Source organism: Streptomyces sp. NPDC048442 (assembly GCF_040651475.1).
Lineage (GTDB): Bacteria > Actinomycetota > Actinomycetes > Streptomycetales > Streptomycetaceae > Streptomyces.
In genome coordinates, this window is the sequence record NZ_JBEZKB010000002.1 from 465,117 (window position 1) to 480,387 (window position 15,271).

9 protein-coding genes and 1 riboswitch are annotated in these 15,271 nt (G+C 70.0%); of the genes, 6 read left to right on the top strand and 3 right to left on the bottom strand.

Going from position 1 to position 15,271, the window contains the following annotated elements; translation table 11 throughout:
• The first annotated feature begins 33 nt into the window (after positions 1–33).
• A riboswitch (TPP riboswitch) is annotated at positions 34–169 on the top strand.
• On the top strand, positions 162–1,928 hold the full coding sequence (thiC, locus tag AB0D18_RS06000; RefSeq protein WP_362413366.1) for a phosphomethylpyrimidine synthase ThiC: 1,767 nt from the start codon (positions 162–164) through the stop codon (positions 1,926–1,928). (Overlaps the previous riboswitch by 8 nt.)
• Before the next feature lie 105 nt (positions 1,929–2,033).
• On the opposite strand, the gene AB0D18_RS06005 is transcribed toward thiC, so the two are convergent.
• From AB0D18_RS06005 to AB0D18_RS06015, 3 genes are all read right to left on the bottom strand, one after another.
• Positions 2,034–2,861: a hypothetical protein gene (locus tag AB0D18_RS06005; protein ID WP_362413368.1), complete on the bottom strand. Its 828-nt coding sequence runs from the start codon at positions 2,859–2,861 to the stop codon at positions 2,034–2,036.
• Positions 2,862–3,044: 183 nt separating this feature from the next.
• On the bottom strand, positions 3,045–4,250 hold the full coding sequence (locus AB0D18_RS06010) for a metallophosphoesterase (protein ID WP_362413370.1): 1,206 nt from the start codon (positions 4,248–4,250) through the stop codon (positions 3,045–3,047).
• 232 nt (positions 4,251–4,482) lie between these two features.
• Entirely contained in the window at positions 4,483–5,604 is a 1,122-nt protein-coding gene (locus AB0D18_RS06015) for a LacI family DNA-binding transcriptional regulator (RefSeq protein WP_362413372.1), read from the bottom strand.
• A gap of 369 nt (positions 5,605–5,973) precedes the next feature.
• On the opposite strand from AB0D18_RS06015, the gene hisC reads away from it, so the two are divergent.
• The 5 genes from hisC (at position 5,974) to AB0D18_RS06040 (ending at position 15,263) form a co-directional block, all read left to right on the top strand.
• Positions 5,974–7,080, top strand: a complete 1,107-nt coding sequence (gene hisC / locus AB0D18_RS06020) for a histidinol-phosphate transaminase (RefSeq protein WP_362413374.1) — start codon at positions 5,974–5,976, stop codon at positions 7,078–7,080.
• A 244-nt stretch (positions 7,081–7,324) separates the two neighbouring features.
• Entirely contained in the window at positions 7,325–8,833 is a 1,509-nt protein-coding gene (locus AB0D18_RS06025; protein WP_362413376.1) for a cytochrome ubiquinol oxidase subunit I, read from the top strand.
• 16 nt (positions 8,834–8,849) lie between these two features.
• The gene (cydB, locus tag AB0D18_RS06030) at positions 8,850–9,851 is read left to right on the top strand and encodes a cytochrome d ubiquinol oxidase subunit II (protein ID WP_362413378.1); all 1,002 of its coding nucleotides are present in this window, start codon (positions 8,850–8,852) and stop codon (positions 9,849–9,851) included.
• 57 nt (positions 9,852–9,908) lie between these two features.
• Positions 9,909–13,400: a thiol reductant ABC exporter subunit CydD gene (gene cydD / locus AB0D18_RS06035; RefSeq protein WP_362413380.1), complete on the top strand. Its 3,492-nt coding sequence runs from the start codon at positions 9,909–9,911 to the stop codon at positions 13,398–13,400.
• Positions 13,401–13,526: 126 nt separating this feature from the next.
• Positions 13,527–15,263: a GAF domain-containing protein gene (locus AB0D18_RS06040; RefSeq protein WP_362413382.1), complete on the top strand. Its 1,737-nt coding sequence runs from the start codon at positions 13,527–13,529 to the stop codon at positions 15,261–15,263.
• Positions 15,264–15,271 lie beyond the last annotated feature (8 nt).

Here is a 15,271-nt window from a genome sequence, read left to right on the forward strand (position 1 = left end):
AGCGCGCCCGGCATGGCGCTAGCGTGGGGGCACCTTTGCACACGCGGGAGCTCGGAGCACCGGGCTGAGAGGGCGCTGACCTCCGTACACATACGTACGGAAGAGGCTGCGTCGACCGCCGAACCTGTTACCGGGTAATGCCGGCGTAGGGAGTAGGTCTCATGACCACGATGGATGCACGCACGCCTGTCTCCGGCCAGGACGGGCGCACGCCCGGCTGGCACAAGGGGTACGTCGAAGGATCGCGCCCCGACATGTTGGTGCCGGTCCGTCAGGTGCACCTGACCAACGGGAAGGACGTGACGCTGTACGACACGTCCGGCCCGTACACCGACCCGTCGGTCGAGACGGACGTACGGCGGGGCCTGGCCCCGCTGCGCGAGAACTGGATCATCGGGCGCGGTGACACCGAGGAGTACGCGGGCCGCCCGGTCCGCCCCGAGGACGACGGCATCAAGCACACCTCGCCGCGCGGGGGCCTGCGGAACCTCGACGCGGTCTTCCCCGGCCGCCCCCGCCAGCCCCGCAGGGGCCGCGACGGGCAGGCGGTGACACAGCTCGCGTACGCACGGCGCGGGGAGATCACCCCGGAGATGGAGTACGTGGCGATCCGGGAGAACGTTTCGCCCGAGGTCGTACGGGAGGAGATCGCCGCCGGACGCGCGGTGCTGCCCGCGAACGTGAACCACCCGGAGATCGAGCCGATGATCATCGGCAAGCGGTTCCTGGTGAAGGTCAACGCCAACATCGGCAACTCCGCGGTCACCTCCTCCATCGAGGAGGAGGTGGACAAGATGACCTGGGCGACCAAGTGGGGTGCCGACACGGTCATGGACCTGTCCACCGGCCGCAACATCCACACCACCCGCGAGTGGATCCTGCGCAACGCGCCCGTTCCGATCGGCACCGTCCCGCTCTACCAGGCCCTGGAGAAGGTCGACGGCCGCGCCGAGGCCCTGACCTGGGAGGTCTACAAGGACACGGTCATCGAGCAGGCCGAGCAGGGCGTGGACTACATGACCGTCCACGCGGGCGTGCGCCTCGCGTACGTACCGCTGACGGCGCGCCGCAAGACGGGCATCGTCTCGCGCGGAGGCTCGATCATGGCGGCCTGGTGCCTGGCGCACCACAAGGAGTCGTTCCTGTACGAGCACTTCGAGGAGCTCTGCGAGATCCTCGCGGCCTACGACGTGACGTACTCGCTGGGCGACGGGCTGCGGCCCGGTTCGATCGCGGACGCCAACGACGAGGCGCAGTTCGCAGAGTTGAAGACGCTCGGGGAACTCAACACGATCGCCAAGCGTTTCAATGTTCAGACCATGATCGAGGGTCCGGGACACGTCCCGATGCACAAGATCAAGGAAAACATCGACCTTCAGCAGGAGATCTGCGAGGAGGCGCCGTTCTACACGCTCGGCCCGTTGACGACCGATGTGGCCCCCGCCTACGACCACATCACCTCCGGCATCGGCGCCGCGATGATCGCCTGGTGGGGCACCGCGATGCTCTGCTACGTGACCCCCAAGGAGCACCTGGGGCTGCCCAACCGGGACGACGTGAAGACCGGCGTCATCACGTACAAGATCGCTGCGCATGCGGCGGACCTCGCCAAGGGTCACCCGGGTGCGCAGGAGTGGGACGACGCGCTGAGCGACGCCCGGTTCGAGTTCCGGTGGGAGGACCAGTTCAACCTGGCCCTCGACCCGGACACGGCCCGGGAGTTCCACGACGAGACGCTCCCTGCCGAGCCGGCGAAGACGGCGCACTTCTGCTCGATGTGCGGGCCGAAGTTCTGCTCGATGAAGATCTCGCACGACATCCGGCGTGAGCACGGGGGGACGGCGGAGGAGATCGAGGCCGGCATGGCGGAGAAGTCCAAGGAGTTCGCCGAGGCCGGCAACCGGGTCTATTTGCCGATTGCTGACTGAGCAGGCCTGGCCGGGGGTCCGGGGGGTGGCCCCCGGGTGGGCACAGTCTGCCGATCGCGGACTGAGCACCCTTGCAGCGGAGTTGACGGCTCCGGATCACTCCGGTTATTCCGGTTTGTGGTCCGGGCCGCCGTAGTCGGGGCTGGAGAAGTCCGGGCTGGAGTAACTGGGGCGGGTCTTGTGGCCGTTGCCGCTGTGCTCGCTGGGACTGCCGAAGTCGGGCCGTGAGTACCCCAGGCCGGGGATGCGGTTCTGCCGGGGCGGTTCAGGGACGGCGGGCGCGGTCTCGGGCGGATTGGCGAGGGCGTCGCGCAGGAAGGGGACGACGCCCCGCTCCAGCAGGGCCTCCTTCCAGATTTCCCTGGCCCGGTCGACCTCCTCGCTGCCCGCATCCCGGTGGCCGACCTGGAAAGCGGTCGAGCCGTTGCGCAGGGCGGTGAAAAGCAGTCCGACGGCCGCGCCGAGCAGCCCCGCCACCGTGAGCGCGCCGAACACCCAGCCGGCGGTCAACAGCGCTTCGGCGACGGCCGGTTCCGGTGTGAGCATGCTCAGCAGGTAGCCGACCAGCAGCAGTACCACGGCGGCGATGCCGGCCAGTACGGGAGTGAGGACGGCGACGACGGCGACCGCCCCCGCACCGGTGGCCTCCGCGTTCTCACCGACTCCGGGTGTGAACAGGGCGCCGGGCGTCGGGACTGCGGGTGCGCGCAGTTCCTCGCGCGTTTTGACGTAGTGGTCGTACTCGGCCGACGCGTGAGCGGCGATTATCGCGCTGGCGCTGAGCGCCATGGTGCGCAACTGCTCGCTGTTCAGCCGCTGTCCCAGCGCGGCGAGATCCGGGCGTTCGGGCGCGGTGCGCAGTGCTTCGTCGAGGGTCCGCTCGAACTCCGGGCGGTCCTCGGTCAGCAGGTGCGGAGCGCTGTTCATGTGCATCCCCCGATGCTCCGTATAGGGCCGGGTTGCCCGTTTCGGTGGGCGGTTGGGCGGAAACGGAGGAGAGCCTGCTACGGATAACCCGATGGTAGAGCGGTTACGGCACGGGGTGACAGGGGGTTTGCGGAAATTGGCCCGGTGGTGGGGGCGTGCGCTCCGGGCGCACGGTCGCCCTCGTAACGCTCAGTCACCCAGCGGGAGTTGAACCACCAGCAGCTTTCCGGCCATGGTCACACCGCCGTCCATGGCGATGGCCAGGGAGTCGGCGTAGACGTGCGGACCTTCGACGACCGGCCCCGAGCTGCCCTCTCCATCCCCGGAGTCCTCGTTGCCGACCTCGCCGAGGAGGTACGGAATGGGGCTGTGACCATGCACGATGCGCTCGCCGCCATATGCGGCCAGCAGTTCCCGTACGGCGTCGGAGCCGCCTTCGTCACGGAACGCGAAACGCTTGGTGAATTTCCGGAAGACGTCCCAGCACTCGTCCGCGTCGTTACGCGTGAGGATGGCGTGCACCGTGTCGTTGACGTCCTCGATGGTGGAGCCGTAGTCGAGGTAGGCGGTGGTGTCGGAGTGGGTGAGCAGGTGCCCGTCCTCCAGGGCCACCGCGTCGAGGCGGGCCATCCACTGGAGGTGGACGTCCTGGAGGCGCTCCATGTCGTGCTTCTGCCCGCCGTTGAGCAGCCAGGCCGCCTGGAAGGTAGCGGTTCCCGCACCGGAGTTGACGGGGGTGTCGCCGAACCTGCGGGCGCCGAGCAGCAGCAGTTCGTGGTTGCCCATCAGGGCCTTGCAGTAGCCGCCGGCAGCCGCCGCCTCGGCGGACAGCCGCATCACCAGGTCGATGACCCCGATGCCGTCCGGGCCGCGGTCGGTGAAGTCGCCGAGGAACCAGAGACGGGCGTTGCCGGCCGCCCAGTGGCCCTCGTCGTCGATGAGGCCCTGCTCGTGCAGGGCGTCCAGCAGCTCCACGAGGTAGCCGTGCACGTCGCCGACGACGAACAGCGGGCCCAGGCCCTCGCCGTCAGGCCGCTCCTCGAATTCGGGCTGCGGGATGCGCTGGGTGTCGCCCGGACCGGCGCGGTCCTCCCGGCGGATCACCGGGAGGTCGCGCTGAGTGGGCGTGTAGCCGTCGGGCTCGTCGCCCTCCTCGTACCCCTGCTCGGAGTCGTACGCCTGCTCGGAGTCGTACACCTGCTCCAGGTCGCGCTTCTGCTCCGGCCCGTATGCCTGCTCCGCGTCGCGCACCTGCTTGCTGTCGAATGCCTGCTTGGCCTCGAACGCCTGCTTGGTGTCGTACGACGCGACGGGAGCCTGGGCATACGGAGGCACCCGGAAGTCCCGCAACGTCGCCGTACGCACCGCGGGTCCCTGACCGGCCCCCTGAGTCATTGACCCCTCCACCACCGTCGCACCGCCGTACACCTTGGGGCCCCACCTGGTCTCGGGTGGTCCGCCGTGTCGTGCGCCCATCATAGGAATGCGGCCCGCGCTGTGTGAGGCACCAGGGGTGGTGAATCCGGGTACACCCCCAGTTCACCGGTTGTTTCGTCCGTATTGCGGAGATCGGTCCCGGTGTTGATTTCGGGGCGGCACTCCGCTGCCGCCCCGACGGGCCCTCCCGTCAGTCCCCCGAGGGCGAGCGCGGGGCGCTCACGGTGGTGCGCGGGGGGCGTCGTTGGGAGGACGTACGGATGATGAGTTCGGTCGGTATCACCTGCTCGATGGGCTGTCCGGTGTCGAGTCCCTCGATGGCGTCGATGAGGAGCTGGACGACGGCAGTGCCGATGCGGCGGGGCTTGAGTGAGAGCGTCGTGATGGGCGGTTCGGTGCTCGCGTACACGGTCGATTCGGAGCAGCAGACGAGAAGCAGGTCCTCGGGGACCCGCAGCCCGTAGCGGCGGGCGGCGGCCAGCAGGTCGGTGCCGTTGGGGTCGAAGAGTCCGTACACGGCATCCGGGCGGTCCGGGCGGGCGAGCAGCCGGTCGGCTGCGACGGCGCCCGCGCACGGGTCGTGGGCCGGGTAGGACTCGTACACCGGATCCTGTCCGACGCGCTCGCACCAGCGCAGATAGGCGGTGGTGGAGAGCCGGGTGTACGTGTCGGTGGTGGTGCCGGTGAGCAGGCCGATGCGGCGTGCGCCGGCGTCGGCGAGGTGGTCGAGGAGTTCGAGTACGGCGGCCTCGTGGTCGTTGTCGACCCAGGCGGTGACCGGGAGGGCCCCGGACGGGCGGCCGTCGGAGACGACGGGCAGACCCTGGCGCATGAGCTCGGTGACGACCTGGTCGTCGTCGGAGGGGTCGATGACGACGGTCCCGTCGAGTGCGACGTTCTGCCACACGTCGAAGGGGCTGTGCCGGGAGGAGGCAGGGAGGATGACGAGGGCGTAGCCGCGGGCGAGCGCGGCCGAGGTCGCGGCTCTGGCCATCTCCGCGAAGTACGCGAATTCGGTGAAGGTGAAAGGTTCATCCCCGTACGTGGTGACGGTCAGGCCGATGAGGCCCGACTTACCGGTACGGAGCGTTCGGGCCGCTGCGGACGGGCGGTAGCCCAGCCGGTCGGCGACCTCGCGGACGTGGCGGCGGGTGGCGTCCGGGAGCCGGCCCTTGCCGTTGAGGGCGTCGGAGACAGTCGTGATGGAGACACCGGCCGCGGCGGCAACATCCCGGATGCCCGCACGTCCTGGCCGACTGCCTCGCCGGGGTGTCTCGGTCCGGCTCACCTGATGCTTCCCTGCTGCTGTCATGGCGACCCGATAGTAGGGCGCAGAGGGCCGGTTGGCGTCAGCGCATATGCGCGGATTGACAGGCACGTTTCTGCACTGGGGAATGTGCTCAATGACCATGAAAGCCAAGGGAATTGGGGGGAGTGGGGCCGTAGAGTCCGTCGGCTGGTGGTGTGCGTCCGGCATCTGGCCGAGGTCTCGGAGAGGTCTCAACTCACCACTTCGGGGGACGCGCGCCACGGCGTGAGCCACCGGCGCGCGCAGAAGGCAGGGGCGCGCCCCCTGTCTGTTGCGCCGCCCGGAACGGACTTCTGCGGCCCCTTCGCAGGGCCGCCCAATCCTCATAGGGTGAGCAGTATTGGCGGTACGTACGGTCGAGGAGGACCTTAAGTGAGCGAGACGAGCGGTACGAGCGCGACGAGCCCCAAGCTGCGCGCGGTGCTGGACGGCATCCCCACGTACAAGCCAGGGAAGCCGGCCGCGGCCGCCGACGCCGACGGCCCGGCGGCGTACAAGCTGTCCTCCAACGAGAACCCCTATCCCCCGCTCGCGGGCGTGATGGAGCGTGCGATCGCTGCGGCCGGTGACCTCAACCGGTACCCGGACATGGCCTGCACGGGGCTGATGGAGGAGTTGGCGAAGCGTTTCGGCGTTCCTGTTTCGCACCTGGCGACAGGTACGGGCTCGGTCGGCGTCGCGCAGTCGCTGCTGCAGGCCACCTCGGGTCCGGGCGACGAGGTGATCTACGCCTGGCGGTCCTTCGAGGCGTACCCGATCATCACGCAGATCAGCGGGGCGACGGCGGTGCGGGTGCCGCTGACCGACGGCGACGTGCACGACCTGGACGCGATGGCGGACGCGATCACCGAGAAGACCCGGCTGATCTTCGTCTGCAACCCCAACAACCCCACCGGCACCGTGGTCCGCCGGGCCGAGCTGGAGCGCTTCCTGGACCGGGTGCCGAAGGACGTCCTGGTCGTGCTGGACGAGGCGTACCGGGAGTTCATCCGCGACGAGCAGGTGCCGGACGGCATCGAGCTCTACCGGGACCGGCCGAACGTCGCGGTGCTGCGGACCTTCTCCAAGGCGTACGGACTGGCCGGGCTGCGGGTCGGCTTCGTCGTGGCGCACGAGCCGGTCGCGGCGGCGCTGCGCAAGACGGCGGTGCCCTTCGGCGTGAGCCAGATCGCGCAGGAGGCCGCCGTCGCGTCGCTGCGTGCGGAGGGCGAGCTGATGGAGCGGGTGGACGCGCTGATCACCGAGCGGGCCCGGGTGTACGAGGCGCTGGTCGGGCAGGGCTGGACGGTGCCCGTGACGCAGGCGAACTTCGTGTGGCTGCGGCTGGGGGAGCGTACGACTGACTTCGCGGCGGCCTGTGACAGGGCGGGTGTCGTGGTGCGGCCGTTCGCCGGTGAGGGCGTGCGGGTGACGATCGGTGAGACCGAGGCGAACGACCTGTTCCTGAAGGCGGCGGAGGCGTTCCGCAAGGAGCTGTAGCGCTGTCGCCGTGGTGCGCCTGGTGCCCCTGTGAGCCGTGAGTGGCTTGTGGGGGCATCGGCGTTTTTTTGGGGACCCCCCTGGATCCCTCCGAATGGACGTGCGACATAATGCTTGTGAATGTGAACGCGTTCACAAGCGTGTCCCTGTTCGTCCCCTCGTTTGTTGGATTAAAGGGGCAAACTGCCGCTGTGACCGTGCCCGTGACAGCGGATGTGGCTTCGGCGACGTAAGGAGAGACGACGTGGAGCTGGCTCTGGCGCCAGAGACCCTGGCGCGATGGCAGTTCGGTATCACCACCGTCTACCACTTCCTGTTCGTCCCCCTGACGATCTCGCTCGCCGCGCTCACCGCCGGCCTGCAGACCGCCTGGGTGCGGACCAACAAGGAGAAGTACCTCAAGGCGACCAAGTTCTGGGGAAAGCTCTTCCTCATCAACATCGCGATGGGGGTGGTCACCGGCATCGTGCAGGAGTTCCAGTTCGGCATGAACTGGTCCGACTACTCGCGCTTCGTCGGCGACATCTTCGGTGCGCCGCTGGCCTTCGAAGCACTGATCGCGTTCTTCTTCGAATCGACCTTCATCGGGCTGTGGATCTTCGGCTGGGACAAGCTGCCCAAGAAGATCCACCTCGCCTGTATCTGGCTTGTGTCGATGGGCACGATCCTCTCCGCGTACTTCATCCTGGCGGCCAACTCCTGGATGCAGCACCCGGTCGGCTACCGGATCAACAAGGAGCGCGGGCGGGCGGAGCTCACCGACTTCTGGAAGGTCCTCACCCAGGACACCGCGCTCAACCAGTTCTTCCACACCATGACCGCCGCGTTCCTGGTCGGCGGCGCGTTCCTGGTGGGCATCGCCGCCTTCCACCTGGCGCGCAAGAAGCACATCGCGGTGATGCGGACGTCGCTGCGGCTGGGCCTGGTCACCGTGGTGATCGCCGGACTGCTGACGGCGGTCAGCGGCGACCTGCTCGGCAAGGTCATGTACAAGCAGCAGCCGATGAAGATGTCGGCCGCCGAGGCCCTGTGGGAGGGCGAGGCGCCCGCGCCGTTCTCCATCTTCGCGATCGGTGACGTCGACAAGGGCCACAACCGGGTCACCGTCGAGATTCCCGGAATACTGTCCTTCCTCGCCCACGACAACTTCACCGAGTACGTCCCGGGCATCAACGAGATCAACAAGGCCGAGCAGGAGAAGTTCGGGCCCGGCGACTACCGGCCCAACATCCCCGTCGCCTACTGGGGCTTCCGCTGGATGATCGGCTTCGGCATGGCGTCCTTCGGCCTCGGTCTGCTCGGGCTGTGGCTGACCAGGAAGAAGTTCCTGCTGCCACCAGGACTGCGGACGGGCGAGGACGAAGTGCCGAACCTGGTGCTCTTCCGCAAGAAGGCACTCAGCCCACGCCTCGCCTCCCTCTACTGGGTCGTCGCCCTGTGGACCATGCTCTTCCCGCTGATCGCCAACTCGTGGGGCTGGATCTTCACCGAGATGGGCCGTCAGCCCTGGGTCGTCTACGGCGTCCTGAAGACCTCGGCGGCCGTCTCCCCCGGCGTCTCGCAGGGCGAGGTGCTCACTTCAATGATCGTGTTCACCCTGCTGTACGCGGTCCTCGCGGTGATCGAGGTCAGGCTGCTCGTGAAGTACGTCAAGGCCGGCCCCCCGGAGCTCACCGAGGCCGACCTCAACCCGCCCACGAAGATCGGCGGCGACGACCGCGATCCCGACCGGCCGATGGCCTTCTCGTACTGAGGACTGGGGAACTGCTGTGGAACTCCACGACGTCTGGTTCGTGCTCATCGCCGTCCTGTGGATCGGCTACTTCTTCCTGGAGGGCTTCGACTTCGGGATCGGCGTACTGACCAAGCTGCTCGCCAAGGACCGCAAGGAACGACGGGTCCTGATCAACACCATCGGGCCCGTCTGGGACGGCAACGAGGTGTGGCTGCTGACCGCGGGCGGCGCGACCTTCGCCGCCTTCCCCGAGTGGTACGCCACTCTCTTCAGCGGGTTCTACCTGCCGCTGCTACTCATCCTGGTCTGCCTGATCGTGCGCGGAGTCGCCTTCGAGTACCGGCACAAGCGGGACGAGGAGCGCTGGCAGACCAACTGGGAGCACGCGATCTTCTGGACCTCGCTGCTGCCGGCCTTCCTCTGGGGCGTGGCCTTCGGGAACATCGTGCGGGGCGTGAAGATCGACGGGGACATGGAGTACGTCGGGACCTTCCTCGACCTGCTCAACCCGTACGCGCTCCTCGGCGGACTGGTCACGCTGACGCTGTTCACCTTCCACGGTGCGGTGTTCGCGGCACTCAAGACGCTCGGCGACATCCGGACGCGGGCGCGGGCACTGGCACTGCGACTGGGGGTGCTGGCCGCCGCACTGGCGCTGGTCTTCCTGATCTGGACCCAGGCCGACAAGGGCGACACCAGCAGCCTCGTCGCACTGGTGGTGGCGGCCCTGGCACTGGTCGTGGCCATTGCCTGCACGGCCGCCGGGCGGGAAGGCTGGGCGTTCGCGCTCTCGGGCGTGACCATCGCGGCCGCGTTCGCGATGCTCTTCCTCACGCTCTTCCCGAACGTCATGCCGTCCTCGCTGAACGAAGCCTGGAACCTCACCGTCACCAACGCCTCGTCCAGCCCGTACACCCTGAAGATCATGACCTGGTGCGCCGGGATCGCCACTCCGGTGGTGCTCCTCTACCAGAGCTGGACGTACTGGGTGTTCCGCAAGCGGATCGGCACGCAGCACATCGCCGACTCGCACTGACGTCGTTCCCGTTCCTTAGTGGTCTTCCTTAGTGGTCCCTAGTGGGGGATGTTTCACGTGAAACCGATCGACCCGCGTCTGCTCCGGTACGCCCGTGCCACCCGCTTCTTCCTCGGGGCGGTGGTGGTCCTCGGGCTCGCCGGGGCGGGCCTGGTCGTCGCCCAGGCGATGCTCATCGCAGAGGTGGTGGTCGGGGCCTTCGAGGACGGGCTGGGGTCCGGTGGGCTGCGGACTCCCCTGATCCTGCTGGCAGTTGTCGCCCTCGGGCGGGCGCTGGTGGCCTGGCTGACCGAGCTCGCCGCACACCGGGCGAGCGCGGCGGTCAAGTCCGAGCTGCGGGGGCGGCTGCTGGAGCGGGCGGCCGGGCTCGGTCCCGGGTGGCTCGGCGGACAGCGGGTGGGCTCGCTCATCGCGCTGGCGACGCGCGGTGTGGACGCGCTGGACGACTACTTCTCGCGCTATCTGCCGCAGTTGGGGCTCGCGGTCGTCGTGCCCGTCGCGGTGCTCGCGCGGATCGTCACCGAGGACTGGGTGTCGGCGGCGATCATCGTGGTGACGCTGCCGCTGATCCCGCTCTTCATGATCCTCATCGGGTGGGCCACCCAGTCCCGGATGGACCGGCAGTGGCAGCTGCTGTCGCGGCTCTCCGGGCACTTCCTGGACGTGGTCGCCGGGCTGCCGACGCTCAAGGTGTTCGGGCGGGCCAAGGCGCAGGCCGAGTCGATCCGGGTCATCACCGGTGAGTACCGGCGGGCCACCATGAAGACGCTGCGGATCGCCTTCCTGTCGTCGTTCGCCCTGGAACTGCTGGCCACCCTCTCGGTGGCCCTGGTCGCGGTCACCATCGGCATGCGGCTCGTACACGGTGAACTCGACCTGTACACCGGGCTGGTCATCCTGATCCTGGCGCCGGAGGCGTATCTGCCGCTGCGACAGGTCGGGGCGCAGTACCACGCAGCCGCGGAAGGGCTGTCGGCCGCCGAGGAGATCTTCGCGGTACTGGAGACCGAGCTGCCGGCGGGCGGCTCGGCGGACCTGCCGGTCTCCGGTGCGCTGCGGGTGGAGGGCGTGACCGTACGGCACGAAGGGCGTGCGGCGGCCTCGCTGGAAGCGGCGTCGCTGGAGGTCGGGGAGGGCGAGACCGTCGCCCTCGTCGGGCCGAGCGGTGTCGGCAAGTCGACGCTGCTGAACGCGGTGCTGGGGTTCGTACCGCTGGAACAGGGGCGGGTACTGGTCGGGGACATCGACCTGGCGACCGTGGACCCGGAGAAGTGGCGGGAGCGGGTGGCATGGGTGCCGCAGAAGCCGCACCTCTTCGCCGGGACCGTCGCCGAGAACGTACGGCTGGCGCGCCCCGAGGCCGATGACGCGGCCGTGCTGGAGGCGCTGCGGGACGCCGGGGCGTACGACTTCGTGGCCGCGCTGCCGCAGGGCGCCGAGACCCTCCTCGGCGAGGACGGGGCCGGGATCTCCGCCGGTCAGCGCCAACGGCTCGCGTTGGCGCGGGCGTTCCTCGCCGACCGGCCCGTACTGCTGCTCGACGAGCCGACGGCCGCGCTGGACGGTGAGACCGAGGCGGGCATCGTCGAGGCGGTACGACGCCTCGCGGTGGGGCGGACCGTGCTGCTGGTCGTGCACCGGCCGGCGCTGCTGGCGGTGGCGGACCGAGTGGTGGAGCTGGGGGCGGCGGGTGCCGCTCCGGGCGGCTCCGTGCCTTCTCCGCGTGCTGCGGAGGTGCGGTCGTGGGAGGCCGTGGCGCAGAGCGGCGACGTTTCACGTGAAACATCGCCGAGGCCCGGTGGGGCGGCAGGCAGTGCGCTGCGCCGGGTGCGGCTGGACGCGGGCGAGCAGCGCGGGCGGCTCGGACTCGCGCTGCTCCTCGGGAGCCTGGCGCTCGGGTCGGCCGTGGGGCTCATGGCGGTGTCCGGATGGCTGATCTCGCGGGCCTCGGAGCAGCCGCCGGTGCTGTATCTGATGGTGGCGGTCACCGCGACCAGGGCGTTCGGCATCGGGCGGGCAGTGTTCCGGTACGCGGAGCGGCTGGTGTCGCACGACGCGGTGCTGCGGATGCTGGCGGACATGCGGGTCGCCGTGTACCGGCGGCTGGAGCGGATCGCGCCCGCCGGGCTGCGCGAGGCCCGGCGCGGGGACTTGCTGTCGCGGCTGGTCGCCGACGTGGACGCGCTGCAGGACTACTGGCTGAGGTGGGCGCTGCCCGCCGGGGCAGCCGTCGTGGTGAGTGCGGCGGCCGTCGGATTCACTGCCTGGATGCTGCCGGGGGCCGGTGCGGTGCTGGCTGTCGGGCTGCTGGCTGCCGGAGTGGTGGTGCCGATGGCGAGTGGTGCGGCGGCGCGGCGGGCGGAGCGGCAGCTGGCTCCGGCGCGGGGTGCGCTGGCCGTACGGGTGGCCGATCTGCTCGGCGGAGTGGGTGAGTTGACGGTGGCGGGAGCGCTGCGGCGTCGCCTCGATGCCGTACGGGACGCGGATGTGGTGCTGACGCGGATTGCTTCACGCGGGGCTTCGGCGACTGCGCTCGGCGGCGGTCTTTCGGCGCTGGTGTGCGGGCTGACCGTGGTCGGGGCCGCATGGGTGGGCGCGCAGGCCGTGGCGGACGGGCGGCTGGCCGGGGTGCAGCTCGCGGTGGTGGTGCTGACGCCGCTGGCCGCGTTCGAGGCGGTGACCGGGCTGCCGCTGGCCGTGCAGTACCGGCAGCGGGTGCGGCGCAGTGCGGAGCGGGTGTACGAGGTGCTGGACGCGCCCGTCCCCGTACGGGAGCCGGAGGAGGCCGCGGCGGCGCCCGCGTCGCCCTTCCCGGTGGAGGTACGGGGGCTGTCCGCCCGGTACGCGGGGCAGGAGCGGGACGCACTGACCGGGGTGGACCTGACGCTGGAGGCCGGGAAGCGGATCGCGGTCGTCGGGGCGAGCGGGGCCGGGAAGACGACCCTCGCGCAGGTGCTGCTGCGGTTCCTGGACGCGACGGAGGGCACGTACTCGATCGGCGGCGTGGCAGCCGACTCCCTCGACGGGGACGACGTACGGCGGATCGTGGGGCTGTGTGCGCAGGACGCGCACCTCTTCGACAGTTCCGTACGGGAGAACCTGCGGCTGGCCAGGACCGATGCCGACGACGCGCAACTGCTGGACGCGCTCGGGCGGGCCCGGCTGCGGGACTGGGTCGAGGCCCTGCCCGAGGGGCTCGACACCCTGGTCGGCGAGCACGGAGCGCGACTGTCCGGCGGGCAGCGGCAGCGGCTCGCGCTGGCCAGGGCGCTGCTGGCCGACTTCCCCGTCCTCGTACTGGACGAACCGGCGGAGCACCTGGACCTGGCGACGGCCGACGCGCTGACGGCGGACCTCCTGTCCGCCACTGAGGGCCGGACGACGGTGCTGATCACGCACCGGCTGCAGGGCCTGGAGGACGTGGACGAGGTGGTCGTGCTGGACGGGGGCCGCGTGGTGCAGCGGGGCGCCTTCGCGGCACTGGCTGGGGAGGAAGGGGCGCTGCGGCGGATGCTGGAGCGGGAGAGGGCGGCGGAGCCGGTGGCGTAAGGCGCGGGGTTCCGCCGGTGGCGTGAGCGGTTCTGCCGGCGGCTTGAGCGCCCTCGGCGGCGTAAGCGGTCCAACCGCCCGCTGGTCGACTTTCCCCTTTAAATAGGACTAACTAGTCTCAAGGGCATGTCAGTGCAGCAGGACCCGCCCGCCGCCCAAGACCCGCCCGCTCCACAGGACCCCCTGGACGCAGCGACGGAGGCGACCCGCAGTCTGCAGGGGCTGTCGACCGAGCTCACCGCGCGTGTGCCGCAGCTGCTGGAGGCGATGCGGTCGGTGGGCTCCGGCCTCGAACTGCACTCCACCCTGGACCGGATCTGCGAGACCGCGGCCGAGCTGGCCGACGCCAAGTACGCGGCGATCGGGGTCGTCGACGACGAGGGCGACGGGCTCTCCGACTTCGTGACGTACGGCGTGTCCGTGGAGGAGGCGACGGCCATCGGGCAGCTGCCCGGCGGCCACAAGGGGCTGCTCGGGGCGCTGATCATGGATCCGGAGCCGGTACGGCTCGCGGATCTGACGGCGGATTCCCGGTTCGAGGGCTTCCCCGCGCACCACCCGGCGATGCGGACTTTCCTCGGCGTACCGATCCGGGTGCAGGGCGAGATCTTCGGCAACCTCTACCTCGCCGAGAAGAACGGCGGCGGCGAGTTCAACGACTACGACCTGCACATGTTGCGGGTACTGGCCACCGAGGCCGGGATCGCCATCGGCAACGCCAGGCTGTACGAGGCGGCCCGCCAGCGGGAGCGGTGGATCGACGGGTCGGTGGCCGTGACGACGGCGCTACTGTCCGGGGGCGACGTGGACGACGCGCTGACCGTGGTCGCCGAGCAGGCGCGGCGGCTGGCGGACTCGGCGGCCGGCATGGTGCTGCTGCCTGTCGAGGAGGGCGGCCTGGAGATCGCGGCGGTGTCCGCCGACAACCCCGCGGACTCGCTGGGCAAGGTGATTCCGGCGGAGAGTCCGATCGTGGCGCTGCTGCTGTGCGGCGAATCGGTGTTCGTCACCGACGCCGCCACCGATCCACGCATGATCACCGACATGTCCGGGCGGTACGGGCCGAGCATGCTGCTGCCGCTGCGCAGCGGCGGCCGGGTGCTGGGCGCCCTGGCCACGCCGCGTGCCCGGGGCGGGAAGCCGTTCACCGAGGCGGAGCGGATCCTGGCCACCCAGTTCGCCTCGCAGGCGGCGCTGGCGCTGATGATGGCCGAGTCGCAGCGCGACCGCGAACGCCTCGCGGTGTACGAGGACCGCGACCGCATCGCCCGTGACCTGCACGATCTCGTCATCCAGCGGCTGTTCGCGACGGGGATGATGCTGGAGGGTGCGCAGCGCAGATCGGTCGTGCCGGAGGTGCAGGCGGGTGTCGGCAAGGCCGTGGACGAGCTGGACGTGACGATCCAGGAGATCCGAACGGCGATCTTCGCTCTCCAGCAGGGGCCGGCCGAGGCACCGTCCGGGCTGCGCACCAGGGTGCTGCGGGAGATCAACATGGCGGCGGTGCCGCTGGGCTTCAAGCCCTCGCACCACTTCGTCGGGCCGGTGGACGCGCTGGTCGGCGAACTGACCGGCAAGAACCTGATCGCGGCGCTGCGGGAGGCGCTGTCGAACGCGTTCCGGCACGCCGTGGCTTCGCGGATCGAGGTCGTCGTCGACGCCACGGTCACCCTGGAGGACGGCCGGCGCGCGGTACGGCTCACGGTGGCGGACGACGGGGTTGGCATCCCGGAGGGCGGGCGCCGCAGCGGGCTGCGCAACCTGGGCCGGCGGGCGGAGGCACTGGGCGGCTCCAGCTCGTACGGGCCTGGGCTGGGCGACGGGGGCGGAGGGACGGCGGTGGTGTGGGAGGCGCCGCTCTAGGGGGAGGC